This is a genomic window from Actinoplanes sp. GCM10030250, assembly GCF_042666575.1.
Lineage (GTDB): Bacteria > Actinomycetota > Actinomycetes > Mycobacteriales > Micromonosporaceae > Actinoplanes.
Window position 1 is genome coordinate 26102 of the sequence record NZ_JBHTDO010000053.1, and the last position, 26406, is coordinate 52507.

At 69.1% G+C, this 26406-nt stretch carries 26 protein-coding genes; 15 read left to right on the plus strand and 11 right to left on the minus strand.

Going from position 1 to position 26406, the window contains the following annotated elements; all coding sequences use genetic code 11:
* Nucleotides 1-92 precede the first annotated feature (92 nt).
* The 4 genes from ettA (at nt 93) to ACFQV6_RS40855 (ending at nt 3542) form a co-directional block, all read left to right on the plus strand.
* The gene (gene ettA / locus ACFQV6_RS40840) at nt 93-1769 is read left to right on the plus strand and encodes an energy-dependent translational throttle protein EttA (protein ID WP_378033093.1); all 1677 of its coding nucleotides are present in this window, start codon (nt 93-95) and stop codon (nt 1767-1769) included.
* Nucleotides 1762-2175, plus strand: a complete 414-nt coding sequence (locus ACFQV6_RS40845) for an acyl-CoA thioesterase (RefSeq protein ID WP_378033094.1) — start codon at nt 1762-1764, stop codon at nt 2173-2175. Before ettA ends, ACFQV6_RS40845 begins: the two co-directional genes overlap by 8 nt.
* A complete protein-coding gene (locus tag ACFQV6_RS40850) occupies nt 2172-2831 on the plus strand; it encodes a hypothetical protein (protein ID WP_378033095.1) in 660 nt (219 codons plus the stop codon). The genes ACFQV6_RS40845 and ACFQV6_RS40850 overlap by 4 nt, the downstream gene beginning before the upstream one ends.
* A gap of 129 nt (nt 2832-2960) precedes the next feature.
* Nucleotides 2961-3542, plus strand: coding sequence for a YbjN domain-containing protein (locus tag ACFQV6_RS40855; RefSeq protein ID WP_378033096.1), 582 nt, complete (start codon nt 2961-2963; stop codon nt 3540-3542).
* Between the two features lie 44 nt (nt 3543-3586).
* Here ACFQV6_RS40855 and ACFQV6_RS40860 read toward each other — a convergent pair whose 3' ends face one another.
* The 4 genes from ACFQV6_RS40860 to ACFQV6_RS40875 all read right to left on the minus strand — a co-directional run bounded on the left by ACFQV6_RS40860 (nt 3587) and on the right by ACFQV6_RS40875 (nt 7996).
* Entirely contained in the window at nt 3587-4855 is a 1269-nt protein-coding gene (locus ACFQV6_RS40860; protein ID WP_378033097.1) for a delta-60 repeat domain-containing protein, read from the minus strand.
* Between the two features lie 81 nt (nt 4856-4936).
* Entirely contained in the window at nt 4937-5350 is a 414-nt protein-coding gene (locus ACFQV6_RS40865; protein ID WP_378033098.1) for a globin, read from the minus strand.
* Nucleotides 5351-5369: 19 nt separating this feature from the next.
* A complete protein-coding gene (locus ACFQV6_RS40870) occupies nt 5370-6644 on the minus strand; it encodes an MFS transporter (protein ID WP_378033099.1) in 1275 nt (424 codons plus the stop codon).
* Nucleotides 6645-6898: 254 nt separating this feature from the next.
* Complete coding sequence (locus ACFQV6_RS40875; protein WP_378033100.1) at nt 6899-7996, minus strand: mechanosensitive ion channel family protein; 1098 nt, start codon at nt 7994-7996, stop codon at nt 6899-6901.
* Between the two features lie 189 nt (nt 7997-8185).
* On the opposite strand from ACFQV6_RS40875, the gene ACFQV6_RS40880 reads away from it, so the two are divergent.
* Entirely contained in the window at nt 8186-8728 is a 543-nt protein-coding gene (locus tag ACFQV6_RS40880; protein ID WP_378033101.1) for an HNH endonuclease, read from the plus strand.
* Nucleotides 8729-8799: 71 nt separating this feature from the next.
* On the opposite strand, the gene ACFQV6_RS40885 is transcribed toward ACFQV6_RS40880, so the two are convergent.
* Together ACFQV6_RS40885 and ACFQV6_RS40890 are read right to left on the minus strand one after the other, a co-directional pair.
* Complete coding sequence (locus tag ACFQV6_RS40885) at nt 8800-9441, minus strand: class F sortase (RefSeq protein WP_378033102.1); 642 nt, start codon at nt 9439-9441, stop codon at nt 8800-8802.
* Nucleotides 9442-9607: 166 nt separating this feature from the next.
* Complete coding sequence (locus ACFQV6_RS40890) at nt 9608-10111, minus strand: hypothetical protein (RefSeq protein ID WP_378033103.1); 504 nt, start codon at nt 10109-10111, stop codon at nt 9608-9610.
* 200 nt (nt 10112-10311) lie between these two features.
* On the opposite strand from ACFQV6_RS40890, the gene ACFQV6_RS40895 reads away from it, so the two are divergent.
* Both ACFQV6_RS40895 and ACFQV6_RS40900 read left to right on the plus strand, forming a co-directional pair.
* Nucleotides 10312-10584, plus strand: coding sequence for a hypothetical protein (locus ACFQV6_RS40895; protein ID WP_378033104.1), 273 nt, complete (start codon nt 10312-10314; stop codon nt 10582-10584).
* Entirely contained in the window at nt 10571-10966 is a 396-nt protein-coding gene (locus ACFQV6_RS40900; protein ID WP_378033105.1) for a DUF5130 family protein, read from the plus strand. The genes ACFQV6_RS40895 and ACFQV6_RS40900 overlap by 14 nt, the downstream gene beginning before the upstream one ends.
* On the opposite strand, the gene ACFQV6_RS40905 is transcribed toward ACFQV6_RS40900, so the two are convergent.
* Complete coding sequence (locus ACFQV6_RS40905; RefSeq protein WP_378033132.1) at nt 10963-11514, minus strand: Uma2 family endonuclease; 552 nt, start codon at nt 11512-11514, stop codon at nt 10963-10965. The two genes, ACFQV6_RS40900 and ACFQV6_RS40905, sit on opposite strands and share 4 nt — an antisense overlap.
* 143 nt (nt 11515-11657) lie before the next feature.
* Nucleotides 11658-14216 (minus strand): aminopeptidase N, encoded by a 2559-nt coding sequence (gene pepN, locus ACFQV6_RS40910; protein ID WP_378033106.1) that lies wholly within the window; start codon nt 14214-14216, stop codon nt 11658-11660.
* A gap of 102 nt (nt 14217-14318) precedes the next feature.
* Here pepN and ACFQV6_RS40915 point away from each other — a divergent pair, with 102 nt between their 5' ends.
* The 4 genes from ACFQV6_RS40915 (at nt 14319) to ACFQV6_RS40930 (ending at nt 17892) form a co-directional block, all read left to right on the plus strand.
* Nucleotides 14319-14951, plus strand: a complete 633-nt coding sequence (locus tag ACFQV6_RS40915) for a DsbA family protein (protein ID WP_378033107.1) — start codon at nt 14319-14321, stop codon at nt 14949-14951.
* A 329-nt stretch (nt 14952-15280) separates the two neighbouring features.
* Nucleotides 15281-16477, plus strand: a complete 1197-nt coding sequence (locus ACFQV6_RS40920; RefSeq protein WP_378033108.1) for a DUF1015 family protein — start codon at nt 15281-15283, stop codon at nt 16475-16477.
* The gene (locus ACFQV6_RS40925) at nt 16477-17394 is read left to right on the plus strand and encodes an alpha/beta hydrolase (protein WP_378033109.1); all 918 of its coding nucleotides are present in this window, start codon (nt 16477-16479) and stop codon (nt 17392-17394) included. Before ACFQV6_RS40920 ends, ACFQV6_RS40925 begins: the two co-directional genes overlap by 1 nt.
* Before the next feature lie 12 nt (nt 17395-17406).
* Nucleotides 17407-17892, plus strand: a complete 486-nt coding sequence (locus tag ACFQV6_RS40930; protein WP_378033110.1) for a ribose-5-phosphate isomerase — start codon at nt 17407-17409, stop codon at nt 17890-17892.
* Between the two features lie 171 nt (nt 17893-18063).
* On the opposite strand, the gene ACFQV6_RS40935 is transcribed toward ACFQV6_RS40930, so the two are convergent.
* A complete protein-coding gene (locus ACFQV6_RS40935) occupies nt 18064-18381 on the minus strand; it encodes a hypothetical protein (RefSeq protein ID WP_378033133.1) in 318 nt (105 codons plus the stop codon).
* A 241-nt stretch (nt 18382-18622) separates the two neighbouring features.
* Here ACFQV6_RS40935 and ACFQV6_RS40940 point away from each other — a divergent pair, with 241 nt between their 5' ends.
* Nucleotides 18623-18772 carry a hypothetical protein gene (locus tag ACFQV6_RS40940; protein WP_378033111.1) on the plus strand — a complete coding sequence of 50 codons (150 nt, stop codon included), beginning with the start codon at nt 18623-18625 and terminating at the stop codon, nt 18770-18772.
* Nucleotides 18773-18807: 35 nt separating this feature from the next.
* Here the strand turns inward: ACFQV6_RS40940 and ACFQV6_RS40945 are convergent, their stop codons facing one another.
* The gene (locus tag ACFQV6_RS40945; RefSeq protein ID WP_378033112.1) at nt 18808-20031 is read right to left on the minus strand and encodes a GNAT family N-acetyltransferase; all 1224 of its coding nucleotides are present in this window, start codon (nt 20029-20031) and stop codon (nt 18808-18810) included.
* Between the two features lie 481 nt (nt 20032-20512).
* Between ACFQV6_RS40945 and ACFQV6_RS40950 the strand changes: the two genes are divergently transcribed.
* Entirely contained in the window at nt 20513-21010 is a 498-nt protein-coding gene (locus tag ACFQV6_RS40950) for a DNA-directed RNA polymerase II (RefSeq protein WP_378033113.1), read from the plus strand.
* A gap of 247 nt (nt 21011-21257) precedes the next feature.
* Here ACFQV6_RS40950 and ACFQV6_RS40955 read toward each other — a convergent pair whose 3' ends face one another.
* A complete protein-coding gene (locus ACFQV6_RS40955; protein ID WP_378033114.1) occupies nt 21258-22130 on the minus strand; it encodes an SDR family oxidoreductase in 873 nt (290 codons plus the stop codon).
* A gap of 126 nt (nt 22131-22256) precedes the next feature.
* On the opposite strand from ACFQV6_RS40955, the gene ACFQV6_RS40960 reads away from it, so the two are divergent.
* A complete protein-coding gene (locus ACFQV6_RS40960; RefSeq protein ID WP_378033115.1) occupies nt 22257-23153 on the plus strand; it encodes a glycosyltransferase family 2 protein in 897 nt (298 codons plus the stop codon).
* 186 nt (nt 23154-23339) lie between these two features.
* Entirely contained in the window at nt 23340-26366 is a 3027-nt protein-coding gene (locus tag ACFQV6_RS40965; protein WP_378033116.1) for an NACHT domain-containing protein, read from the plus strand.
* Nucleotides 26367-26406: the final 40 nt, after the last annotated feature.

Consider the following 26406-nt stretch of genomic DNA (forward strand, 5'->3'; position numbering starts at 1 on the left):
CTTTGATTCCGGCACCGCCATCCAACCGCCCCACCCACCGCCCATGAGCGGACTGACGACTGACAACCACGATCTCGGAGGTAGGGCACACCGTGGCCCAGTACATCTACGTCCTGGAAAAGGCGCGCAAGGCGCACGGCGACAAGGTCGTGCTCGACAATGTGACGCTGAGCTTCCTGCCAGGCGCCAAGATCGGTGTGGTCGGCCCGAACGGCGCGGGTAAGTCCAGCCTGTTGCGGATCATGGCCGGGCTCGACATTCCGAGCAACGGCGAGGCCCGGCTCATGCCCGGCTACTCCGTCGGCATGCTCGCGCAGGAGCCGCCGCTCAACGAAACGAAGACCGTCCTCGGCAACATCGAGGAGGCGGTCGCGGAGACCAAGGCCCAGCTGGAGCGGTTCAACAAGATCGCCGAGCAGATGGCCACCGACTACTCCGACGAGCTGATGGAAGAGATGGGCAAGCTGCAGGAGGAGCTCGACCACGCCGACGCGTGGGACATCGACTCCAAGCTGGAGCTGGCGATGGACGCACTGCGGTGCCCGCCGCCGGACGCCGACGTCACCCAGCTCTCCGGTGGTGAGCGCCGCCGGGTCGCGCTCTGCAAGCTGCTGCTCGAGGCGCCCGACCTGCTGCTGCTCGACGAGCCCACCAACCACCTGGACGCCGAGAGCGTGCACTGGCTGGAGCAGCACCTGGCCAAGTACGCGGGCACCGTCCTGGCGATCACCCACGACCGGTACTTCCTGGACAACGTGGCCGGCTGGATCCTCGAGCTGGACCGCGGCCGGGCGATCGGCTACGAGGGCAACTACTCCACGTACCTGGAGAAGAAGGCGGCCCGTCTCTCGGTCGAGGGCCGCAAGGACGCCAAGATGAAGAAGCGCCTCTCCGAGGAGCTCGAGTGGGTGCGGTCGAACGCCAAGGCGCGCCAGACCAAGAGCAAGTCCCGCCTCGACCGCTACGAGGAGATGGCCGCCGAGGCGGAGAAGACCCGCAAGCTGGACTTCGAGGAGATCCAGATCCCGCCGGGTCCCCGTCTGGGCAGCACCGTCATCGAGAGCAACGACCTGGTCAAGGGCTTCGACGGGCGGGTGCTGATCAACAACCTGTCGTTCTCGCTGCCGCGCAACGGCATCGTCGGCATCATCGGCCCGAACGGCGTCGGCAAGACCACGCTGTTCAAGACCATCGTGGGCCTGGAGCAGCCGGATTCCGGATCGGTGCGGGTCGGCGAGACGGTCAAGCTGTCGTACGTCGACCAGAGCCGGGCCGGCCTCGACCCCACCAAGACGGTGTGGGAGGTCGTCTCCGACGGGCTCGATCACATGATGGTCGGCAAGGTCGAGATGCCGTCGCGGGCCTACGTGGCGGCGTTCGGCTTCAAGGGACCGGACCAGCAGAAGCCGACGAAGGTCCTCTCCGGCGGTGAGCGCAACCGGCTCAACCTCGCGATGACGCTGAAGATCGGCGGCAACGTGATCCTGCTCGACGAGCCGACGAACGACCTCGACGTCGAGACGCTCTCCAGCCTGGAGAACGCCCTGCTCGAGTTCCCCGGCTGCGCCGTGGTCATCTCCCACGACCGGATGTTCCTGGACCGGGTCGCCACGCACATGCTGGCCTGGGAGGGCACCGAGGAGCAGCCGGACAAGTGGTTCTGGTTCGAGGGCAACTTCGACGCGTACGAGAAGAACAAGATCGACCGTCTCGGGGCTGAGGCCGCCCGCCCGCACCGGGTCACCTACCGCAAGCTCACCCGTGACTGATCGATTCATCTACGACGTGCCCGTGCGCTGGTCCGACATGGACGCGTACGGGCATGTCAACAACGCCCGCTTCCTCACGCTGTACGAGGAGGCGCGGGTGGCGATGTTCTTCGTCGGCGCCAAGCAGCACGGGCTCGGCTCCTTCGAGGAGGGCATCGTGATCGCCCGCCACGAGATCGACTATCTGCGGCCGATCGACTTCGGTGATCCGGTGCGCGTCGAGATGTGGGTCTCACAGCTGCGGGCGGCCTCGTTCACCGTCTCCTACGATCTCTTCGACGACGGTGTGCTGGCCAGCCGGGCGAAGTCGGTCTGTGTGCCGTACAACCTGGTCAAGGGCCATCCCCGGCGGTTGTCCGAGGCGGAGAAGAAGTTCTTGGCGCCGTACACCGAGGTTCGGTCATGAGTTCGCACGGCCTGCTGGGTGTTCCCGACGCAGGCGCCTTCCTGGCCCGGTTGACCAGGTTGGATCCGGCGGCTCCGGTGCGGTTGCGGTCGTCGGGCGGGCGGACCGCGCTGTGGGCCCAGCTGCCCTGGGACGTGCTGGTCACCCGTGAGGTGGCCGGTGCGGGGCCGGGTGACGCCACGGTCTCGGCGGGAGAGCTGCTCGCGGTGCTCGCCGCCGGCGGGGAGAGCCTGCCGGAACGGCGGGACACGCAGTGGCGCTGGCCGTTGCCGCCGGTTGCCAGCCGGGCCGTCGAGTCGATCTCCGGTGCGGAACTCGCCCGGCTCGCGACAGCGGCGGCCGGGACCCTCCGGGAGATCTCGGCCGGCGGTGTGTCCGGGCGGGCCGTCGGTCAGCGCGCTGTGCGCGACGCGCTTCTTGATCACGTCGCGCTCGTTGTCACGCCGGAGGGCGGTGCGCCCGTCCAGATCTCTCAGCGCCTCGTTCAGGCGGTCGCGCGGATGGGTTTTCTGGGCCCGAAAGACACCGAGGCCGCTGAGGCGAGAGTTCGCGTCGCCGGGAGCTGGGTGGGAATTTCTGCACCATATGGAGTAGCGTGGCGACAGAGCGTGCATAAATTGACCGTTATGCCGATGCCGAGTCACCCGAAAGGGTGACGCCATATCGTTCTTCTGGTCCCGCCCTCCGGTTGGGGGGATGACCTTCACCGGCTGTACGGGTACCGTCGGCCCTCGGATCCCCCGCAACGTCCGGCAGGGGGTCTGTTGGGGAGTGAGGTGCACACGATGCCGTGGTGGTCATGGCGTCCGGGATCGGCCGCGGGTGACGAGCCGGATACTGGTGGCGAGGTTGCGGTGCAGAGCACCGTCCGCGTCGGTGTCCCGGCCCAGCGGGAGCCGGGCCGTACCGGAGTTCCGTCCGAACTGTCCTCGACCGGATCATGCGAAACGGTTTCCGTGGTGTCGCTGGCGCGCATCGGCAAAGCGCTGGACCTGCTCGACATCCGTTTCCTCGCCGACGGTGGCGGCAGCCTCCTGGCGATGTGGGAGCGGCATGCCGTCCTGTTCACGCTCGAGGGCCCGGACGACGAGATCCTGGTGATGCGGGCCCGTCCGCACGCGACGGTCCCGCCTGATTGGGCCGACCGTGCGTACCGCGTGGTCAACGAGTGGAACCACACCCGGCGGTTCTGCAAGGCGTATGTGGGTGATCCCACCGAGCGGGGGCAGCTCCCGATATACGCGGAGCTGCAGGTGCCCCTCGCCGCGGGTGCGCACGACCCGCTGCTGGTCGAGATGCTCGACTGCGGCGCGGCCGTCGCCACCTCGTTCGTGGATTGGCTCCACGACGAAGGAGCTCTGTTGTAGCAGGCTCCGATTCGCCGGCCTGGCGAATCGGAGCCGTTGGCTTGTCAGCTCAGGGGGAACATGCCTACGCGGCCGTGGTATTCGCGGCCGAGCTGGTCGGTGTCGGAGCCGACGAGCAGGCCCTCGGGGACGGTGAGGAACGCGCGGACGCCGACGCCCCGGGAGCGGGTCGGGTTCCACGGCAGCGCCTTGCCCGTGCTCGGGCTCACCGCGCCGATGCCCGGGCGTGCAACAGCGCCGGGCCCCGGGCCGTTGCCGTCGGTGCCGTACGGGTTGTCGAACCAGCGCTGGTGCCCGCCGAGGTAGACGGCCGGTCCGGTGATCGCGACCGCGTACAGGGAGTCGCCGCCCGTACGCTGCACCCATGTCGGGTTGTGCCGCCCGATGCCGCGGGTCTCGAACCGGGCCGCCGAGTCGCACAGCTTCTGCGCCGACGACGCCCGGCCGGTCGCGGCGACCACGATGTACGACGCGTCCGGCGAGAACTTGACCTGCCGCAGGTAGGTGTCGAAGCCGTTCATGCACATCGGCTTGTACGCGTCGGTGTACCAGTTGGTCAGCGCCGCACCGGGGCCTCCGACGTCGAAGAGCGCGATCTGCGTACGGTCGCTGCCGCCCGACCGCAGGAAGGCGCCGACGGCAACCAGCTTGCGCCCGTCGGGTGATACGTCGAAGTGCTCGACGCGGGTGCGCTTCAATCCCGGGCCGGCAAGACGGGGGTCGAAACCCTGGTCGACAGCGCCGGTGTTCGCGTTGAGCCGGGCCAGGCCGACCCGCTGCACCCCGTTGATCGCCGAGAACGTGCCACCGGCGTAGAGCCGTTCGCCGCGGACCGCCAGTGCCCGGATGTCGCCCCAGTTCGCCGAGGCCCGGAACGAGCCGACCCGCTCACCGCTGCTCACCGAGAGCCGGGTCAGCGAGCGCTGCGCGACACCGTTGACGCTCTTGAAGGCGCCACCGACGTAGACCGAGTGGTCGGGCCCGGCCGCGAGCGAGTAGATCGCGCCGTCGACCTGCGGTGCGAAGGTACGGATCGCACCGTCCCGCAGGCCGAACGCGAAGATGTTCTTGCGGGCCAGGGTCTGCCGCCGGCTGCTGTCGGCGACCTTGGTGAAGGCGCCGGCGACCACGACGGTGTCGCCGACCAGCGCCAGCGCCCAGACCGTTCCGTCCAGCACGTGTGGGGTGAAGTCGACCGGATTGGCGGACACCACCGCCGAGTGGGCACGGTCAGCGACCGCCGGCGGCGCTGAAACCAGCGCCGGGACGGCGACGACCGCGGTGGCGGCGGCAGCGAGCAGGCGACGACGCATGAAACGGCTCTCCCGGGATTGTGAGTGACAATCCGATCAACGAGCCACCGCCGGGCGCGACACTCCAGGATGACATTCCGGTCAGTGCGCGGGCTCCGCGGAATCCATGGTGTTCACCATGAAATAGGCCGCACGCTCCAGATAGTCCCAGAGGGCGGAGTGGTGCGGCTCGGGCAGGCCGAGCGAGTCCACAGCGACCCGCATGTGGTGCAGCCAGGCGTCGCGGGCGGCCGGGTCGACCCGGAACGGCGCGTGCCGCATCCGCAGCCGGGGATGCCCGCGGCTGGCCGAGTAGGTGTTCGGGCCGCCCCAGTACTGCATCAGGAACAGCGCGAACCGGTCCTCGGCGGGCCCGAGGTCCTCCTCCGGGTACATCGGGCGCAGCAGGGGGTCTCCGGCGACACCCTCGTAGAACTTGGCCACGAGGCGGCGGAACGTGGGTTCGCCGCCGACGGCGACGAAGAAGCTGGCCTCATCCGGTACGGGTGCACTCACCGTTCCATCCTGCCAGGCGTTACGAGCGTTCGGGTGTGACGCTCGTCGGGGTGCGCTGCGCCGCGGCCGCCGCAGCCGCCTCGGCGTCCTGAGCCTGTGCCTCCGCCACCGCCGCGGTGAACGTCGCCGGGCTGGGCCAGACCGCCGCGAGCAGTCCCATCGCGATCGTGCCGGCGATGCTCCAGACACCCACCACCAGCGGCAGCCAGAACACTTCGGCGAGCAGCCCGGTGAGCATCACACCGCCGAACTGGCTGAGCTGGACTCCGCTGTTGACCACGCCGAACGCGCGGGCCCGGTAGCCGTGCGGCAGGGCCAGCGCGAACGTCGCGTTCAGGGTCGGCATCAGCGAGCCGGTGGACAGGCCGGAGATCAGCACCAGCAGCGCGACAACGGGTGCCGGTGGCCCGGCCAGCGACGGGGTCAGGGCCAGCGGGGTGATGACCGCCAGGGCCGGGATCAGCCGAGCCCGGCGGCTCTCCGGCACGAGCCGGTTGAACAGGACCCCGCCGATCACGAAGCCGAGCGGGCCGGCCGCCATGATCATGCCCTGGTCGAGGCCCAGGACGGTGGGGTCGCGGGTCCCCTCGGCGGCCCATGCGGCGGCCAGGCCCTCCGGGACGATGGCGAACACGGTGATCGTGTAGACGACGATGGTGATCGAGCGCAGGGCGGGGCGGCCGAACACCATCCGGAAGCCTTCGGCGGTCTCGCGTACGAGGTGGTGCTCCTCCGGCCGGCTGTCGGCCGCCGGCCGGCGCCGCACCCCGAACGCGATGATCGCCGCCGAGAGGGCGAAGGTGAGGGCGTCGATGCCGAGGGCCACCTGGGGGGTGAGCGCCACGGCGACCGCGGCACCGGTCAGGTAGCCGACCACCTGGGCGGCCTGTGAGGTGGTCTGTGTGGTGGCAAGCGCGAGGGTCAGCCGGTTGCGGCCGACCACCAGCGGCAGCAGCGCCGAGCGGGCCGCCTGCGTCGGCGGCGCGCCCATGCCGGAGAGGAAGAGCAGCGTCAGCATCACCGGGATGGGCATGTCCGGCACCAGCAGGAGCGCGACCAGGACCATCCGGCACAGGTCCGCGACGATCATCACTCGCCGGTACGGGTACCGATCGGCGAGCGTGGCGAGCAGCGGCCCGAACAGCCACGGCACATACCCGATGGCGAAGGACGCGGCGGAGAGCAGCACCGAGTTGCTCTGCTGGTAGACCAGGACGGTGACCGCGGCCCTCGAGAGGTAGTCACCGATCCAGTTGACGACTGTCGAGAGATAGAGCGCCCGGTACTCACGCAACCCGAAGATGTCCCTGAATGTAACTGGATCTTCACGTTGCGTGACCACGTCGGCCGTATCACCCGGCCGTGCGGGGTGTTCGGACACCGAGCCCTCCATCGCTGTCGACGATCGCCAAGGGCCGGCGACGGCGCGCTATACACAGAATCTTGTAGCGGATTCTGCCCGATCGTCCGAGTCCTCGCTAGGGCAGTTGGGGTAAAAATCGGCCATTTGGTCTAGGGTGAAAACCTCGTTCGTGGCGTAGGCGCAGGTCAGGTAGCGCCACCCGGGCGCTGGTCACCCATCGAAGATGAGGAATCCTGCGGCCCGGTGAACCAGGCCGGCGGGATGGCGCTGCGCGGTCCGAGCCGCGACGCGGCGATCCGCTCCGAGATGCCCGAGGCGTCGAGCGCCTCGGTCAGAGCACGGCGCAACTCCCGCTGGACGATCGGCTGGCTGTCCGCGGTGGTCTTCGCGATCGTACGAATGACCGCGCCGTCGACCGTCAGCTGCTCGACGCCGACCACGTCCGGCGGCTCGAGGAACTCGGTCTGGTGCTCCGGCTCGGACGCGACCGCCTCGGCCGCCGCCTTGAGCACACCGACCGCCTCCTCGGCGTTGACGAAACCGATCGGGATGTCGATCACCACCATGGCCCAGCCCTGGCTCTTGTTGCCGACCCGGACGATCTCGCCGTTGCGGATGTACCAGAGGACACCGCGCGCGTCGCGGACCGTGGTGATCCGCAGGCCGACACTCTCCACCACGCCGGTGGCCTCGCCCAGGTCGACCGTGTCGCCGACGCCGTACTGGTCCTCCAGGAGCATGAACAGACCGGCTATCAAGTCCTTGACCAGGCTCTGCGCGCCGAAACCGATAGCGACGCCGACGATGCCGGCGCTGGCCAGCAGCGGTCCCAGGTTGAAGCCGAGCTCACCGAGGACCAGCAGGCCGGCCATCGTGAAGATCACCGCGCTGACGAAGCTGCGCAGCACCGAGCCGATCGCCTCCGCCCGCTGGCGGCGGCGCTCCGGGATGAACTGGCCCTCCTCGGCGGTGGCCGCCACTTTCTCCTTGAGCGGCCGCAGCAGCGCGGGCATCGCGGCGCGTGAGCCGCTCTGAGCCAGCCGGTCGATGGCCCGGTGCAGCAGCCACCGGATCAGCATCGCGACCACGATGATCCCGATTATCCGGAGCGGCTTGATGATCACCACGTAACTGCTCGACGCCAGCCACTGGTTGTCGGTCCACTCGAGGATCCGGCTGCACAGCACGTCCGAGTTGCACGACTCGGAGATCACCGGCGTCTGGAAGACATCCACGGTGCTGCTGGGCTTGGGGTTCGGGACGGTAGAAGCGAGAGGAAACACGGGTAGTCAAGCTACCGGGTCGGGGTGGGGCAAGACCTCAGACGTTTACCGCGTGGCCACAGATTGTGCTCGCAATTTGGTTATTCATCAGGGACTATTACCGCACGGGCTTCGGTAGCGAGGCGCGCATCACACACGTATGGGCTATGGGAGCGGTTAGCAGCAACAGCCACCGGAAGGGTGATCGCGATGCCTGACATACGACCCACAGTGGGCTCTTCCGCGTTAGTGCTGAACGCTACCTACGAGCCGCTGTGCGTCGTATCGGTGCGTCGGGCGACCATCCTCCTGCTGACTGCCAAGGCGGAGTGCGTCTCCGACGGCGACGGCATGCTGCACAGTGCGCACCAGACCCTCCCCGTTCCCTCGGTGGTCCGCCTCACCAGGTATGTGAAGGTTCCGTACCGGACGCACGTCGGTCTCTCCCGCCGGGCCATCTTCGCCCGTGACGGCGGCCGCTGCGCCTACTGCCGCGGCTCCGCCGAGACCATCGATCACGTCTTCCCGCGCAGCCGTGGTGGTCTGCACGCCTGGGAGAATGTGGTGGCCGCCTGTGCCAAGTGCAACCACAGCAAGGGCGACAAGACCCCGGCCGAGCTGGGCTGGCGGCTGCACTCCCCGCCTGCCGCACCGCGCGGTGTGGCCTGGCGGGTGCTCGGCCACCGCACACCGGATCCCCGCTGGAGGGACTGGCTCGATCTGCCGGCTCCGGTCGAGGTCGAGGCGGCGTAACGCCAAGGCGGCGTGCGCCGCCTTTTTCACGCCTCGCCGCCGCCTCGTCGCCGGCTTTTGGGGGGCGCCTCTCACACCTCCCGGGAGTCGACCAGGGAGGCGAAGACGATGATGTTGTCGGCGTACCCCTCGCGGCCGCCCAGCCACTTCCCGCCGCACGTCATCAGCCGCAGCGACGGCCGGCTGTAATCGCCGTAGACCCGATCCATCGGCAGCTGATCCTTGTCGAACTTCTCCACGGTGTTCACCTCGAAGACGGCCACCGAGCCGTCCTCGCGCGCCACCTCGATCTCCTGCCCGGGCTTCAGCTCGTTCAGCTCGTGGAAGACCGACGGCCCGGTACGCGTGTCCGCGTGCCCCACGATCAGCGCCGGGCCGAACTGTCCCGGGGTGGGCCCGCCGTCGAACCAGCCGGCCTCGTTGTGCCGTTTCAGCGGTGGCACGTCGATCGAGCCGTCGTTCGCCCGCCCCACCTCGAGGATCGGCGCGGACACCCCGATGGAGGGGATCTCCAGCCGTTCCGGGCGGCTCGGTTCGAGCACCGGGAAGGAGCGGGGCGGCGGCTTGTCCGGCCCGCGGAAGAGGTCACCGAGGTCGAAGCCGGTGGCGGCGCCGAGGCCCATGCCCACCACGAACAGACCGAGAAACAGCAGCACCAGGGCGATCGCGCCGATCGGCCCGGCCCGGCGCCCGCGCCGGGGCCGGGGTTTCACCCCACCGCGGGGACGGGGGACCCGAAAGGGCGAACGACCCTGTACGGGCGGCGTGGGCGGCAACGGGCCCGTCACCACCCCGGGCGGCGGGGCGGTGATCACCTGGGCCGGTCGCTTGTGCTGAACGGCCTTCGGCACCCGGCCGGATCCGCTGGTCACCGCGGCCTCAGCCGTGACGCCGGCGACGCAGGGCCAGAACGCCGAGGACCGCCCCGGCCGCGATCGTCGCCATCCCGGAGCCGATCAGGATCGGCGCGGTGGCGTCCTGAGCGGTGCCACCGCCGCCGGTGGCCGGCCCGCGGGTGGGTTCGACCTTCGCCAGCACGTGCAGCGTGCTCGTCGCGGTCCGCCCGTCGGGGCATTTCAGGGTGACCGGGTAGTCGCCGGCCTCGGTCGACGCCGGGACCTCCGCGTTCGCGGTGAGGAACCCGAACTCCGGCTGCACGATGACCGATCCGATCGGCTCCGAGGTGACCGTCGCCGGTTCCAGGTTGTCGTCGCAGGACGCGCGCAGCGCGAGATCGTCCCCGGCGGGCACGGTGCTCGGGTTGAGCTCGACGAAGACGGCCGCTGCGGCGTGCGCGGCCGGGGTGTTCCACAGGGCTGGTGCAAGAGGTACGGCCAGACCCGCGACCAGCACCGCGGCAGCGGCCGGGACGGACATGCGCATGGAATCCCCCTCCTGCCGTCCGCGGCCGAAAAGACACGGACGGCGCGTGAGGGTGATTTTCGCACCTCCGAGCACATTCCGCGTAGATCCCGACGGCGTGAGACCCCGGTTCGAGACCCGACGCTCCGGGACGACACGCGCTCCGCTACCGTGATTGTTGTTCAGAATCAAGAGGATCACCGGCGCCTGGGGGCGTTCAGTTGTCAGTCATCAGCACCGTCCTGGTCTTTGTGATCATTCCGGCCGCCGTCATCGGTGCGGTCGCTGCGCTCGTGCTCGGCAGCTCCGACCGGAGTAAGCAGGCACGCCGTTACCGGCCCGGCCGGCCCTACGACTTCCCGCCGATGTGGTTCGCCGCCACGCCGGAGCGTGCCATCGCGGCGGCGGACGGACAGCACGGGCTGGTCATCGAGGACAGTTCCGGCGCTCCGGTCCGGCCCGGCCCGACAGGAGGCGCAAGTGACAAGTGGTGAGATCGCCCAGCTGGAGCAGTCCGCCGACGGTCCCTTCACGACCCGTCAGCTGCTCCGCCTCGACGAGGCGCTCCGGATCGCCGACCAGGTGACCGGCCTCACCTTCAGCATCTACCTCGGTGACCTGGAGGAACCCGTCCGGGCCAGCGCCGAGGAGCTGCACCGCCGGATCAGCGGCCACCAGCGCGCGATCCTGGTCGCGGTCTCGCCGAGCCAGCGCCAGCTGGAGATCGTCACCGGCTCCGAGGCGCGCAAGCGGATCTCGGATCGCGACGCGAAGCTCGCCGGGCTGTCGATGGCGGCCTCGTTCACCGGCGGCGACCTGGCCGGCGGCCTGCTGATCGGCATCGACCAGCTGGCCACCCACGCGGGCCGGAACTAGCCCCAGAGGGCAGGCGTGATCCGCACCGGGTAGGGAGCGTCGAGCTTCGCCTGCGCGGTGCCCTCGACGCCGCCCGCCGGGCGGTAGTCCGCGCCGTCCAGCGTGTGCACACGCAGCGCCGGGCCCGGCTCCACCCGCCAGTAGGCGGGGATGCCGGCCCCGGCGTACAGCGCGGGCTTGAGCAGGCGGTCGTAACGCCGGGTCTCGGCGGACTCGACCTCCACCACCAGCGCCACGTCGGCCGGGTCCACCCAGATCGCGCCGGACGAGTGCGGGCGCAGGACGGTGACGTCGGGGACCAGGTTGCTGTCGCCGATCTCGATGCCGAGCCGGGCGCACACCCACCAGCCGGGCGGTGCGGCCGCTCGCAGGGTGCTCACCACCGCCTCGACGAGGGCGTCGTGCGCCTCGTCCATCGGCGGGCTGACGTGCAGGCTGCCGTCGACGATCTCGTACCGGTGCCCGTCCTGCGGGAACAGGTGCAGATCGGGTTCGGTCCACCGGCCCTCCGGTGCGCTCCACCGCACCGGGGCACCCTGGCTCAGCATGGTCACGGGCCACCTCCATCACCGCGGAGTGCCAGACTACTCACACAGTGTTGTTCCAGACGTGTTACGCAACGGCAATTCCGGACAATGCGAAAGGTCCCCACTCCGGTGGACCGGAGCGGGGACCTCAGTCGCCGGGCGTGTCAGCCTGCCGAGCGATCCGTCTCCCGGGCCTTGAGAGCCCGCAGGATCCCGTCACGCCCCTCCGCCACCAGGCGGCGCAGCGACGCCGGCTGACCGTTGCGCTTCAACCAGGCGTCGGTGAGCGCCACGGTCTCCTCGCTGATCTGGAAAGCCGGGTAGGCCAGGGTGGCGAACTCCTGCGCGGGCTCACTGTCCGATCGGGCCCACACCTCACCCACAACGTCGAAGAACTTTTCGGCGTACGGCTCCGTGAGCGCCACCTGCCGGGTGCTCTGGAAGCCCTGGAGCAGTGACCGGTTCAGCCAGTTCGGCGGCGCCTGCGGACCGGTCAGCTCGGCCCAGACCCGCGCCTTGTTGGCCGGCGTGGGCAGCAGCGCCCGGGCGATCGCCGCCTCCCGCTCACCGCTGGCGGTACGGTCCGACGCGAGCTCGGCCTCGATCTCCTCGTCGGTGGCGGCACCCAGCGCGGCGAGCGCCTGGAGCAGGCTCCACCGCAGCTCGGTGTCGACCACCAGGCCCTCCGGCCGGGACTCCCCACTCAGCCAGCCGCGCAGCTCGACCGCCTGCTCAGCGGTCCGCGAGGCGGTGATGAACGACCGTGCCCAGGTGAGCTGCCAGCCGCTGCCCGGCTCGGCGGCCGCGACCTGCGACCGGGCCAGGTCGGCGAGCATTCCCCAGCCGGTCGGGGCCCACGCCGGGTCGGCGAAGCTGTTCAGCGCCATGGCCGCCTGCCGCAGCGTGGCCGTGCTCAGGTTGACGTCGGTCTCGGCCGGCAGCCCGGAGACGACCAGGGCCACGTAGTCGCGGGCCGCCATCTCGGCGTCCCGCAGCATGTCCCAGGCCGCGGCCCAGCACAGTGCCCGGGGCAGCGAGGACTCGAATCCGGCGATGTGGTGCACCAGGGTGCCGAGCGAGCGCTCGTCGAGGCGCAGCTTCGCGTAGGTCAGGTCCTCGTCGTTGAGCAGCAGGACGTCCGGTGCCTTCACCCCGGTCAGGGCCGGGATCGCCGTACGCTCGCCGGCCACGTCCGCCTCGATCAGCTCGCGCCGGACCAGGCGGTCGCCGTCCAGGTCGTACAGGCCGATGCCGATCCGGTGCGTCCGCAGGGTCGGGTAGTCGGCCGGCGCCTCCTGGCTCACGACGACACTCGTGTAACGCCCCTCGGCGTCCAGCTCGACGATCGGGCGCAGCGTGTTGACCTGAGCCGTCTCCAGCCACTGCGCGGCGAACTTGCGCAGCTCGCGGCCGGACGCCGTCTCCAGCTCGGTGAGCAGGTCGTCGAAGGTGGCGTTGCCCCAGGCGTGCTTGGCGAAATACGCCCGCAGGCCGGTGAGGAACGGGTCCAGCCCCACGTAGGCGACCAGCTGCTTGATGACGCTGGCGCCCTTGGCGTACGTGATGCCGTCGAAGTTGACCTCGACCGCTTCCAGGTCCGGCATCTCGCAGTAGACCGGATGGGTGGAAGAGAGCTGGTCCTGCCGGTAGCCCCAGGACTTGCGGATGGACAGGAACGTCGACCAGGCGTCGGTGAACCGGGTGGCGTGCGTGTTGCACCAGTGGCTGGCCCACTCGGCGAACGACTCGTTCAGCCACAGGTCGTTCCACCAGCGCATGGTGACCAGGTCACCGAACCACATGTGCGCCAGCTCGTGCAGGATCGTGTTGGCCCGCTGCTCGTACTCGTAGTCGGTGACCTGCGAGCGGAAGATGTAGTGCGACTCGGCGTGGGTCACGCAGCCGAAGTTCTCCATCGCGCCGGCGTTGAAGTCCGGAACCCAGAGCTGGTCGTACTTCGGCAGCGGGTAACGCACCCCGAACTGCTCGTGGAAGAAGTCGAAGCCCTGCTTGGTGATCTGGAAGAGATCGTCGGCGTCGAGGTAGCGCGCCATCGAGGCACGGCAGAAGACGCCCAGCTCGATGCCGTCGTGCGAGTCGCGGACCTCGTGGTACGGCCCCGCGCAGATCGCCGTGATGTAGGTGCTCATCCGGGCGGACGTGGCGAAGTGGACCTTCTTGGCGCCGGGTCCGGCCGCCTCCTCGGTGTCCACGGGCATGTTGGACACGACCTTCCAGTGCGCCGGCACCGTGGCACGCCACGTGAAAACGCTCTTCAGGTCGGGCTGGTCGAAACACGCGTAGGTGCGCTGCGCGTCCGCGGTCTCGAACTGGCTGTAGAGGTAGACCTCCTTGTCGACCGGGTCGGGGCTGCGCTGCAACCCCTGGCCGCTCGCGGAGTACTTGAAGTCGCCGTCGACGACGAGCGTGTTCTCGGCGGCGAGCCCGGACAGCGGCAGGCCGTTCTCGGCGGACCAGGCACCGAGGTCGACCGGCGCGCCGTTGAGGGTCGCCGAGCGGATCGTCGCGGCGGCAGCCTCGACGAAGGTCGTAGCGCCCGGCTCGCTGCACCGGAAGGTGATCACCGTGGTGGACCGGAACGTGTCGGAGCCGGGATTGCCGTGCCCGTCGGTCAGGTCAAGCGTGATGTCATACCCGGTCACCTCGAGCAATCGGCCACGCTCCGCAGCCTCGACCTGGGTCAGGTTGTGAACTCCGGCCACGTGCACTCTCCTTCGAGCTGACTGCGTTTGTCTCGCAGCCTATGCGGCGACGGCGACGTAACTCACCCCGACCGGGTACCGATGAAGGAGGATCATCGAAGAATGACTCAACGCGCCACCGTCGACATGTGGTTCGACCCGCTCTGTCCGTGGGCCTGGATCACCTCCCGCTGGCTGCTCGAGGTGGAGAAGGTCCGCCCCCTCGACATCCGGTTCAACGTGATGAGCCTGTCCGTCCTGAACGAGGGACGCGACGAGCTCCCGGAGCGCTACAAGGAAATGCTGGCCAAGGGCTGGGGCCCCGTGCGGGTCTGCATCGCCGCCGCGGAGGCGGCCGGCCCGGAGGTGCTGCGTGACCTCTACACCGCGCTCGGCACCCGCATCCACCTGCAGAAGTACGAGATCGACGACGAGAAGCTCTACACCGAGGCGCTGACCGAGGCCGGCCTCGACCCGGCGCTGGCCGCCGCGGCCGGCACCGACGCCCGCGACGAGGCGCTGCGGGCCAGCCACAACGCCGGGATGAAGCCGGTCGGCACCGACGTCGGAACTCCGGTGATCCACGCGCCGGGCCCCAACCCGGGCGAGACCGTCGCCTTCTTCGGCCCGGTCATCACCCCGGCCCCGAAGGGTGAGGCGGCGGGCAAGCTCTGGGACGGTGTCGTTCTGGTCGCCGCGACCCCGGGCTTCTACGAACTCAAGCGCAGCCGGGACCTCGACCCCATCTTCGACTGAGACACCTCGGTTGCGGTTGAGGGGCAACCCCTCAAAAGTGCGACTCTTCGCCGTCCACCGGTCGTTGGATGAGGTGATGTACACCTCATCCAACGCGGAGGCGGGCATGTCGGAGAGCGAATCGGTGGCGACGTCGACCATCGGTGTCCAGCGCGGTGACTGGGCGGATCTGCCCCCTGATGTGGCGATTATGGTGGCGCCTCCGGTGTTCGTGACGGCGAAGCCGGTGGAACGGCCGGTGAATCCGCACCGGAAGGCCCAGTTGAGCAGGTCACGCGGGAACATGCCGGTTGGTAGGCATCGCAGGCTCGCCGGGTAAGTTGCCCCCCATGACGGTCGTGCACCCGATCAGCCGGGCCTGGATCACCAATGGCGGTACCGGGGCCCAGAATTATGACGAGTTCGCCGACGACGCCGAAATCACCGAGATCATCTCGGCCAACCCGCACAGCGCGCTGGCCGTGGAAATGCCGCACCTCGCGCCCGACTCGCTCGGGAAGACCTTCGCCGATTCGCTCCCGGACGCCGCTGTCCGCCTGGAGCGGGAGAAGGCCGAGGGCCGGTACCGGCCGGCGGAGCACGTCGTGGTGCTCTACCGCATCACCGCTCCGGGTGAGGCGCCCGCCTACGGCCTCTGGAGCATGGTCGAGACCTCGCAGATCTCCACCAGCGCCGACGAGCCGGGCCTGGTGATCCGCAACGAGGACGTTTTCATCAGCAAGGTCCGCGAGCGGGTCGCGCTGGCTGACCGTACGAAATCCCTGCTCTCTCCGGTCTTGTTGTTGCAGACCGGCAAGGGCGAGGAACTGCACGCGGCGCTCGCCGACGCGACCGGCAAGGCGGGCGAGCCCGACGCCACCGACCTCGACCCGACCGGGCGGACCCACGCCATCTGGGTGGTCGGCGCCGGCGAACTGCAGAACCGGCTCCTCGAGCTGGCCGGCGGTGGCGAACTCGTGGTCGCCGACGGCAACCACCGCAGCCTCGCCGCGCAGACCGGCGGCCTGCCGCGCTTCCTGGCCGTCGTGACGACGCCCGCATCGGTGGCCATTCAGCCTTACAACCGCCTGGTCAGCGAGCTTCCCGCGTCGCTCGACGAGCTTCTGGAGCGGTTGCGCAAGGCCGGTGCGACGGTCACCGAGCTGCCGCGTGTCGCCGAGCTGCCCGCCAAGGGCAACATCGAGGTGTACGCGGGGGGCCGCTCGTTCGCTGTCGGATTGCCCTCCGACCCGGCGGGGACGTCGGTGGAGAACCTGGACCACGCCCTCGTCGAGCGCGTCCTGCTGCGCGACTCGCTGGGCCTGGACCCCGGTGACAAGCGGATCGCCTACATCGGTGGTGACTACCCGGTCGAGTGGCTCCGCGGCGAGGTGGACGCCGGGCACGCCGAGCTGGCCATCCTGATCGCCCCGGTCACCGTCGACGACTTCGTCGAGGTGAACCTGGAACGGCTGAAGCTGCCCCGCAAGAGCACCTGGTTCACACCCAAGGCACGGGGCGGTCTCGTCGTGGCCCAGCTCGACTGATGCTGCACCCCCAGGTCACTGCCGCCGCCGAGCTCCGCCGCCGTCCCTCGGCCGAGGAGCTGGCGGCGGAGCCGTACGAGCGTCTGCTCGGCGCGCGTGCGGCGATGGAGGAGTCGAACGAGGCGGAGACCGGCCCGGCGCTGCCGCTGCCGGTCGTCGCCGACTTCGACGCCGACGGTGTGCCCTGCCGCCTGTACGCGACCAGGGCTGGATCGCCGGTCCTGGTCTACCTGCACGGCGGCGGCTGGTGTTACGGCAGCGTGGAGACCGTGGACCGGTTCTGCCGGCGGGTCGCGGACCGGTCCGGCTGCGCGGTGGTGTCGGTGGAGTACCGGCTCGCCCCCGAACACGTCCACCCGGCCCAGCTCGACGACGCCGCGACCGTGCTCTCCTACCTGCGCCGGGACGGCGCGAGCCTCGGTGTGGACGTGTCCCGGCTGGCGATCGGCGGTGACAGCGCCGGCGGTCAGCTCGCCACGGTCACCGCCCGCCGCCAGCGCGACGCCGCCACCCCGCTCGACTTCCAGGTGCTGATCTACCCGGCACTGGACCCGCTCACCTCCGCCGAGTCGTACGACGAGGTCGGCGAGTACGGCCTGGACCGCGCCTCGATGCGGCTGGCGTGGGAGACCTTCGCACCCGACCCGATGCAGCGGCTCACCCCCGACGTGGCGCCGCTCGCGGTGGATGATCTGTCCGGAATGCCGCCGACTCTGCTGATCACCGCGGAGTACGATGCGTTGCGCGACGAAGGCGCCGATTACGCCGACGCGCTGATCGCCGCCGGCGTCCCGGTGGTGCACTCCCGATACATGGGCGTGAACCACGGCTTCGCCCGCAAGCTGGCCACCATCGACGCTGCCCGGGCCGCGGCGGATCAGGTGGCGTCCGCCCTGCGTTCGGCCCTCACCTTCTGAAAGACTTCCGATATGCGCCTCTACCTGGGTTCCGACCACGCCGGCTTCGAGCTGAAGATGCACCTGGTGAACCATCTGATCAAACAGGGGCACGATGTGGTGGACGTGGGACCGCACTCCTACGACCCCGAGGACGACTACCCGGCGTTCTGCTTCCACACCGGTGCCAAGGTGGTCGCCGACCCGGGCTCGCTCGGCATCGTGATCGGCGGCTCCGGCAACGGCGAGCAGATCGCGGCGAACAAGGTTCCCGGCGTCCGCTCGGCGCTCGCCTGGAAGACCGAGATCGCCGAGCTGGCCCGCCAGCACAACGACAGCAACGTGATCGCGATCGGTGCCCGCCAGCACACCCTGGACGAGGCCACCGCGTTCGTCGAGGCGTTCATCGCCACTCCGTTCTCGGGTAACGAGCGGCACGCCCGCCGGATCGACCAGCTTGCGGAGTACGAGGTCGCGCGCGAGCTTCCCGAGCTGCCGGAGAGTGCGCCCGCCGCCTGATCGGCCTCTCCCGGCCCTGCTCTGCCCGCTCTGCCTGGCCCGCGCTGCCCGGCCCCGCGCTGCCTGGCCCCGCGCTGCCTGGCCCCGCGCTGGCGGCCCCGGCTCTGTTTCGCGGCTCTGTTCGCGGCTCTGTTTCGCGGGGCTCGCCTTTGCCGGGGCGCCTTTGCGGGGTCAGCGGCGGGGCAGGTCCTCGCGGGGCAGCCAGTTGCGGCGGACGATCACAAGGTCTCGGTCGGCTTCGGCGAGCTGTTCGTCGCTCGGCCGGGCGGCGTCACGTGCCCGCAGCGCGGCGCCCACGCTGACCTGCGAGGATCCCGAACCGACCAGGCCGCGCAGCCCGCGTTCGGTATCTCGCTCGTCGGCCCCCGCGCCGGCTCCGGAGGTGGGCCGCCGCCCGAAACCGTTGCGGGCCGGCCGTTGCGGCGACCGGTCCGGTGTTCGGGTGTCGGCTGCCGACGCGCTGGTGCCATCGGCGTCCGGCGTCACCACGGTTGCCACGCCCGGCCCTGGTCCTGGCGGCGGTGTCGGAACGGGCGTCGCATGCACCGGAGGTGCTGGAACGAGTACCGGCGGCCCTGGAACCTGGGCCACCGACCGGGGCGGCGCTGGGATGGGTGCCGCTGGGGTCGGAGGCGCTGAGATGGGTGCCGCTGAGGTCGGAGGCGCTGAGATGGGTGGCGCTGGGGTCGGAGGCGCCGGGATGGGTGGCGCTGGGGCGGCAGGTGGCGGGGTGGCGAGTTCCGCGGTGGCGACTGCTGCGGTGGCCGGTTCCGGGGTGGCGGGTTCCGCGGTGGCGGGTTCCGCGGTGGCGGGTTCCGCGGTGGCCGGCTCGGCATTTGTCGAGGAGGGGCGCACGCGGCGGCGCCGGCGTTCGGGGTGACCCATGACGCCGACGGTACCGCCGCGGCGGGCACCTCAGAACACCTCTGCGGGACTCGGCATCCGGTGCCAGCCGAACGCGACGGCCGGATCGTTGCCGGTGAGCTGCCGGACCCGCCCGGCCGCGGCGAGCGCGGCGAGCGACGTGGCGCCCAGATAGGCGGCACCCAACTCGGTCACCGTGCAGGCCAGGTCGGCGGGGTCGGTGGTGCGTTCGCAGGTGGCGCCGTCCGGACCGCCGGTGAGCCGCCAGCGGCCGGTGTTCTGCTCCAGCAGCGGATCGGTGACGTCCAGCACCACGTCGACGGGAGCGGCGTAGCGCCGGGCGGCGAGGGCACCCGGCAGGTCGACGATGCGGACCCAGAGACCGTCGAGAAGCGCCGGGCCCAGCCGCCGGGGCTCGTCAACCAGGTATTGCAGGGGCTCGTCGACCGAGGCGAGGCGCATGATCACCGAGCGGCTCAGGTCGATGCCGAGCAGGAAGCGCCACAGCGCCAGATAGGTCTCCGGGTCGGCGGCGGCCACCTCGCGGACCTGCACCTCGGCGTTGGAGCCGTAATCGTTCCAGCCGTCCTTGACGCGCCACATGGCATAACCGGTCGGGCCGCCGGAGCCCTCGTGCACCACGGCCCACCGTTTGGTCGCGCCGTCCCTGTCATCCTTCGGATCGGTGAGAACGGTCCGCCACCAGCGCTCATCCCGGCTGGACCAGCCGACCTGGCCGGGACGCAACTGCTCGTAGACCTTGCTGATGGCGGGAAGCAGGTCGTGCGGGTCGCCCATCCGGAGCTGCCCGGCGGGCTCGGCCGGCGGAGCGGGGAGACGAACCTCACGATTCATGATCGAGAAGCTGAGTCGGGCGGACGCCGCCCCGTACCCGAATCTGGGGTAGATCTTGGTCTCGCTCGCCCACAGAACGGCGATCGGCTCCCGGCCGGCCTCGGCCACATCCCGCAGCTGCCGGTGCATCATCCGCGTCATCAGACCTTGCCGTCGATGCGTGGGCAGCACGCCGACACCAGTCACATGAGCGGCGGGCACGATGGCGCCGGGCACCGTGAAGTCCCTGCTGTGGATGTTGGTGTGCGCGACCACCGCACCGGCGTCCTCCACCACCAGCGAGCGCTCCGCCTCGAAGACGGCCGCGCTGGCTTCTCGATGCTCCGGAACGAGCTCTTCATGGAACACCGTGTCGAGCAGATCGACGATCGCCGGGAAATCGTCGGGTGTCCCGGGCCGCAGCCGCAACGCATCCTTCATGGCTTGTGTGTAACGGACTGATGTGTGCGAGGGCGACCTATTTGTTGGCTCGCTACGCTCGACATGACGCCGTCGCAGTAAGCAGGCCGAGAGGGGAACCATGCCGGAGCAACCGCAGTGGTCCGAGCGGACGCTCGACATGCCGCCGCAGGACCCGTGGGCCGACCAGCCGACGGCACAGTCGGCGCCGCCCACCACACCGTTCGACGCGCCGCGCTCGCCGGCGGGTCCGCACTCCCAAGGCCAGGGTCCGGGTGGGCCGCAGGGCCAGGGTCCGGGTGGGCCGCAGGGCCAGGGTCCGGGTGGGCCGCAGGGCCAGGCAGGCCGGCAGGGTCAGGCAGGGCCGCAGGGTCAATCCGGGCCGCAGGGTCAATCCGGGCCGCAACGACGCGGCGGGCCGCAGGGACAAGGCGGGTCGCAGGGGCAGGGCGGGTCGCAGGGGCAGGGCGGGTCGCAGGGGCAGGGCGGGTCGCGTTCGGCAGTGGCGCCGCAGCCTCCGGTTCCGGACCAGTCGCCGTTCAGCCGGGGCCGGGCTCAGGTCACCCCGCGCACGCAGCAGTTCAGCGCCGAGCACGAGCCGACCGGGACGGGCTGGCCGGAGGAGCACGGTTCCTCCGTGCGCGAGCCGCGAAGCTTGAGCTGGCACATCCGCCGGCTGCGCCGGGGCAGTGAGTGGAGCAACGCCGCGCTGATCTTCGCCTTCGTCTGCTGGGGCATCTGGGTGCTGTCGTCCCAAGGCTCGATCGTCACGGCGGCGATCGTCTTCGTGGTGACGGTGTGCGTGGCCGCGGGCGTGTTCGCACTGTCCCGCCTGGTCGGCCGCCTCGTGCTGGAACGGCAGATGGGCCGGACGCGGCACACCGCCCGCGGCTCACACATGGTCGCCGGGCTCTTCCTGGTCGGCGTCGGGTTCGCCCACCTCCGCCAGACCGAGTGGGTGATGACCGCCTTCCACTGGGTGACCGGCATGTTCGCCTGACCCCCCTCCACCCTCACGCCCAGCCGAGCCGGCTGGGCGTGAGCGTTGTCTCCGGGGCCGTCAGGCACCACTGAGAGCCAGCCGAGCCGCCCAGCTGGGCGTGAGTGGTGTGTTCGGGCCGCAAAGTGACCGCTGAGAGCCAGCCGGGCCGGCCAGCTGGGCGTGAGCGGTGCCTTCAAGGCCAAAAAGCACCGCTGAGAGCCAGCCAGCTGTTTCGGGCCGGCGGCCCGGGGGAGCGGCGGGGTAATCAGCTGACTGGTTTGCCGCCGGTGATGCCGAGTACCTCGCCGGTGGTGTAGCTGGACTCCGGGCTGGCGAAGTACACATACGCGGGCGCCAACTCGGCCGGCTGTCCGGCACGGCCGAGCGGGGTGTCGGCGCCGAACGACTTGACCTTCTCCTCGGGCATGGTGGCCGGGATGAGCGGCGTCCAGATCGGCCCGGGCGCGACCGCGTTGACCCGGATGCCCTTGTCGGCCAGGTCCTCGGCGAGCGCCTTGGTGAACGCGACGATGCCGCCCTTGGTGGTGGCGTAGTCCAGCAGCGCGCTCGACGACTGGTACGCCTGGATCGAAGCCGTGTTGATGATCGTGGCACCGGGTCGCAGGTGGGGCACCGCGGCTCGGCAGAGCCAGAACATCGCGTACAGGTTGGTCTTCATCACCCGGTCGAACTGCTCGTCGGTGATGTCGGTGATCCCGCCCGGCTGCGCCATCTGATAGGCCGCGTTGTTGACCAGGATGTCCAGGCCACCAAGCTCGGTCCGCGCGGTCTCGATGATCGACCGGCAGTGCGCCTCGTCGCGGATGTCACCGGGCACCGCCACCGCCTTACGGCCGGCCTTCTGGATCCACTGCACGGTGTCCTGAGCGTCCGTCTCCTCCTCGGGCAGGTAGGAGATGAGGACGTCGGCACCCTCCCGGGCGTACGCGATGGCCACCGCCCGCCCGATTCCCGAGTCGCCGCCGGTGATCACCGCTTTCCGGCCGGTCAGCCTGCCGCTGCCCTTGTAGGTCTCTTCGCCGTGGTCCGGCCGGTCCGGCATCTGCGAGGTCAGGCCCGGCGGCTCCAGGTCGCCGCCGTCCAGTTCGGGCTTCGGGTACTTGCTACGCGGATCCATCCGGCACCGCCCCTTCAGTCGTGTACGGCCTTACCAAGGAACGCTTGCCCAGGACACCAGCGAATAACCAGGTGCGAATCGCCAGATCCGGGGTAACCGAGGCGCCGTCACGAAAGGGGCGGTTCCATGGGGGATCAGCGGGTCGGCGTTGTCGTCATCACCTGGCAGCGACGCGACGAGGCGCTCGCCTGCCTGCAGCGCTTGCGCGACCTACCGGAACGCCCGCAGGTCGTGCTCGTCGACAACGGCTCCACCGACGGGACCGCGGGCGCGGTCCGGGAGCAGTTCCCGGAATTCGAGGTGGTCGCCCTGAGCGCGAACCTCGGTGCCGTGGGTCGCAACATCGGGGTACGGCGTATGCACACTCCCTATGTCGCGTTCTGCGACGACGACACCTGGTGGAGTCCCGGCTCCCTGACCCGGGCCGCCGACGTGCTGGACGCCTGCCCGCGGCTGGCCCTGCTCAACGCCCGGATCGTGGTGGAGCCCGCCGGCGTGGAGGACCCGATCGTGGCGGAGCTGCGAGACTCGCCGGTGCCCGGCCCGGACTGGTTGCCGGGCCCGGCACTGGGCAGCTTCCTGGCGGGTGCCTCGGTGGTACGGCGGGACGCGTTCGAGGCGGCCGGCGGGTTCAGCGACCGGCTCTGGCTCGGCGGCGAGGAGGAGCTGCTCGCCACCGACCTGCTCAGCGCCGGGTGGGAGCTCTGCTACCTGGAGGACCTCACCGTGCACCACCGGGCTTCGGTGCTGCGCGACGCCACCCACCGGCGCCGGGTCGGGCTGCGCAACACGCTCTGGTTCACCTGGCTGCGGCGGCCGGTCGGTCCCGCCGTACGCCGCACCGCCTTCCTGGCCCGAACCGTCCCCCGCGACCGCACCTCCTTGCTCGGCGCCCTCGACGCGGTCCGCGGCCTGGGCTGGCTGCTCGCCGAACGCCGTCCCCGCCCAGCCGTCGTCGAAGCCCGGCTCGGCCGCCTGGATGAGACCCAGCGCCGCTCCACCGCCCGCCGTTACGTGGGCTGAACCCCGGCGCTGAAAGCCGGGCTGAATCCCGGGGTTGGACCGGACCCGCTTCACCGCCCGGCAGCAACGTCTGGTGCCGGGCGGTGGAGCGTGAAAATAAAGATCCAGAAGCAATGAATGAATGTGACAGGGTTTCACGAAAGGGTCGAGTTGCCCATTGCATGATCAAATTTGCATAATACGTTCGTGAATGGCGATGATCTTTGGCGCGTGCTGTGGGTAGGGCTGCTTGTCGTCTCGCTGACAATACTGGTGACCTGGCTTGCGAAAAGATCCTCGAGTCGGGTAATGCAGGTGCTCTCCCGCCGCTTCGCCCGGGCCGCCTCCGGTCGTCCGCTGCGTAGCCGCCTGGTCGGGCAGTATCGCAAGGCTGTCCGGGAGAATTTCGCAAGGCACCGTCTCGGATTCGTCAATGAGCAAACCGGGATGAGCACTGTGGACGTGATGAAGATATACGTCCCGCTCGAATATCAGGCCGGCGGCGAACGGCGGGACGTCTACGAATGGCTGCGCCGACAGATGCGCGTCGTCATTCTAGGGCCTCCAGGGGCCGGGAAATCCATGCTGCTCAAGCATTCGATGCTGATTTGGGCCGGCGACAACACGCCCAGAACGGCCCGACTCCCGGTCTTCATCGATCTGCATCGTTGCAACGGCAACGAGGTGCCTCTCGATCAGTTGATTCGCGACGAACTGGCGCGCAACGACGTCCGGATGAACCCGGTACTGCTCGACATCTCGCTCCGCGAAGGCAAGCTGGCGCTTCTGCTCGACGGGCTGGACGAGGTGGGGCAGGATGACCAGCGCCGAGTGGCGAACCTGCTGAAAGATTTCGCCCGCGCCTATTCGGGTTGCCAGATGCTGGTCACCTGCCGTACGGCTGCGTACTTCGGACAACTTCAGACCGAGTTCGTCGAACATGTGCAGGTGGCGGACTTCGACGACGCGAACATCCGGCGATTCTTGAGCAACTGGCCGGGAATGACGGCGTCGGACTCCACGAAGCTTTTCTCCGACCTCCAGCACAACCAGAACCTGATGCGCCTGGCGGCGAGCCCGCTCCTGCTCACCATGATCGCGTACATCCACACCGAAGTACTGGCCAAGAGCCGGCGCAGCTTGCCGGGGTCCCGGCCGGCGTTCTACGAGATGGCGATCGACCACCTACTGCGACGAGACCATGATCTGGTACGGCACCACTCCATCTCCGTCTACGACTGGCAGGACAAACTCGCAGTGCTGCAGCGTATCGCTCTGACGCTTCAGGACACTCCCGCAAGTCATCCGGATCGAAGGTCGATTGACGGTGCACAACTCATCGCTATCACGAAGCAGATATTGCCGGATCTCAACATGGGGCCGGAGCATGCGAAACCCCTGATCGACGAGATCGATCAGCGTAGCCAGCTGCTGGTCCGGCTTGACCGGCGTAGTTCGCGTTACGCTTTTCCGCATCTGACTTTGCAGGAGTATCTCGCCGCGGTGGAATTGACGGCGCAGCCCGATACACTGCTTTACCGTTACTTCGCGGATCGCTCAGCCTGGCGGGAGACGGTCAAGCTCTGGTGCGGTGCCTCAAGCCGAGACTGCACCGAAGTGGTGCAACGGATCCTGGCCACCGGGCGCCGCGAGGATCAGCTTCTCGCACTGGAATGCCTGGCTGAGGCGAAACGTATCGACGACATTTTCGCCCGGCAGGTGATCACCGAGTCGTTGCATGCCGCGACGACACAAGGTTGGGACGAACGAGCGGTGGCGGCCGCCTTCTCGGCCGTTGCAGCCGATGGTCGGCCACGGGGCGAGTTCGTCTTCAGCCTCTTGGTGGCGCAGGCGGAACACGGTCCGCCCTCGACGGCGCGATGGTCGATGGCGGCTCTCGCAGGCACACGGATCCCCCAGGCAGCGGACTTTCTCTCCCGGCTCACCGCAGCCGGCGACCAGCGAGCTCGCGCGGCGTTGCGGTCCATGGGTGAGCAAGCGATAACCGCGCTGACGTCGTTGGCACGAGCGGGCTCGCTCCCGGCCCTTGACGATCTAGCGGTTGTCGGTACACCGGCAGCGAGCGAGGCGCTCGCCTCCATGCTCTGGGACGACGATGCCAGTGCGCTGCGATCCGCCTGGCATCTGGCGACGCTAATCCAGAATTCTGAGATAGAAGCAGGCCTGATCCTGAGCGATGTCACCATTCGTCCGGACAGCAGATGTTTGGATTGGGTGTGGCAGCCGTTCCATCAAAGCGGGTCCGAAAAGCTTCGGATCATCGCCGGGCGTATCGCCTACCTCATTGATCACGGTGACATCGAGCACATCCCGCACGGCGTGGAGCGTATAGACCCAAGATTGGCGATTCCCCTCGGCATCGTCGTGGCGGTGTCCGAGACGACTTCTGAGGACACCACTCCGAGCGATCAATTGATGCGTGAGTTCGAGTCGCTCGGACTCAACGTTCGACAGTTTCCAAATTGGTCGGCGGGCGAGCGAGCCTTGAGCGAGTTCTACCAGACGACGATGCCGGCTCGCGTCGCCTCGGTGTGCGATCACATCCTCGACGCCCATGAAGTGCATCCATATCGAAAGCGGATAATCGGCATGCTGGACGACCGGACCTATGTCGAGGCCATCGTACGGATCTTTTGCCGGTTCCAACCGCGAGCGTCCAAGGAGCAGTGGCTGGCGGTGCAGGACGACCCACCCAAGCCGGGCTCCCTGAAACTGGGTGCCTACCTCTCCTCCGGGCTGTTGGTCGCCGCCCTGGTCGGACTGGGAACCGCGCGCACGTTCGGAACCGTATTCGGGTTCTGGCCATGGGGCTCACGCATCTTCAGCGTTGTGCTCGCGATTCTCGTTATTCCGGCCCTGGCCCTCGCGTTCTTTGCGTTCATCAACGACATCTATGACGCCTTTGACTTCGCCGATCCACTGGTGGACCGCCTGGAGACCGTCATGGCGAATTTCCTGTGGGTATTTCTTCTTTGGGCTGCCTTCTCGGTCGGTGGTCTGACGCTGATGGCGTCGAGCGCCATTGCGGGATGGACCGGCTGGCTGACCGCAATCGCGGTTCTGGCCGCTCTGACCTCAATTTCTGCACATCTGATCCTGACCTACCGTCACCGGCTCGCCTCTATCGACAATGCGCTGCGGCCGATTCGCGACCGAGCGCAGTTGAATGCCTCCAACCGCCTTTCGATCATCGGCAACAGTCTGGGCGGATGACATCGCCTCGTACGATGCCTGTCGGCGGGTCACCAACTAT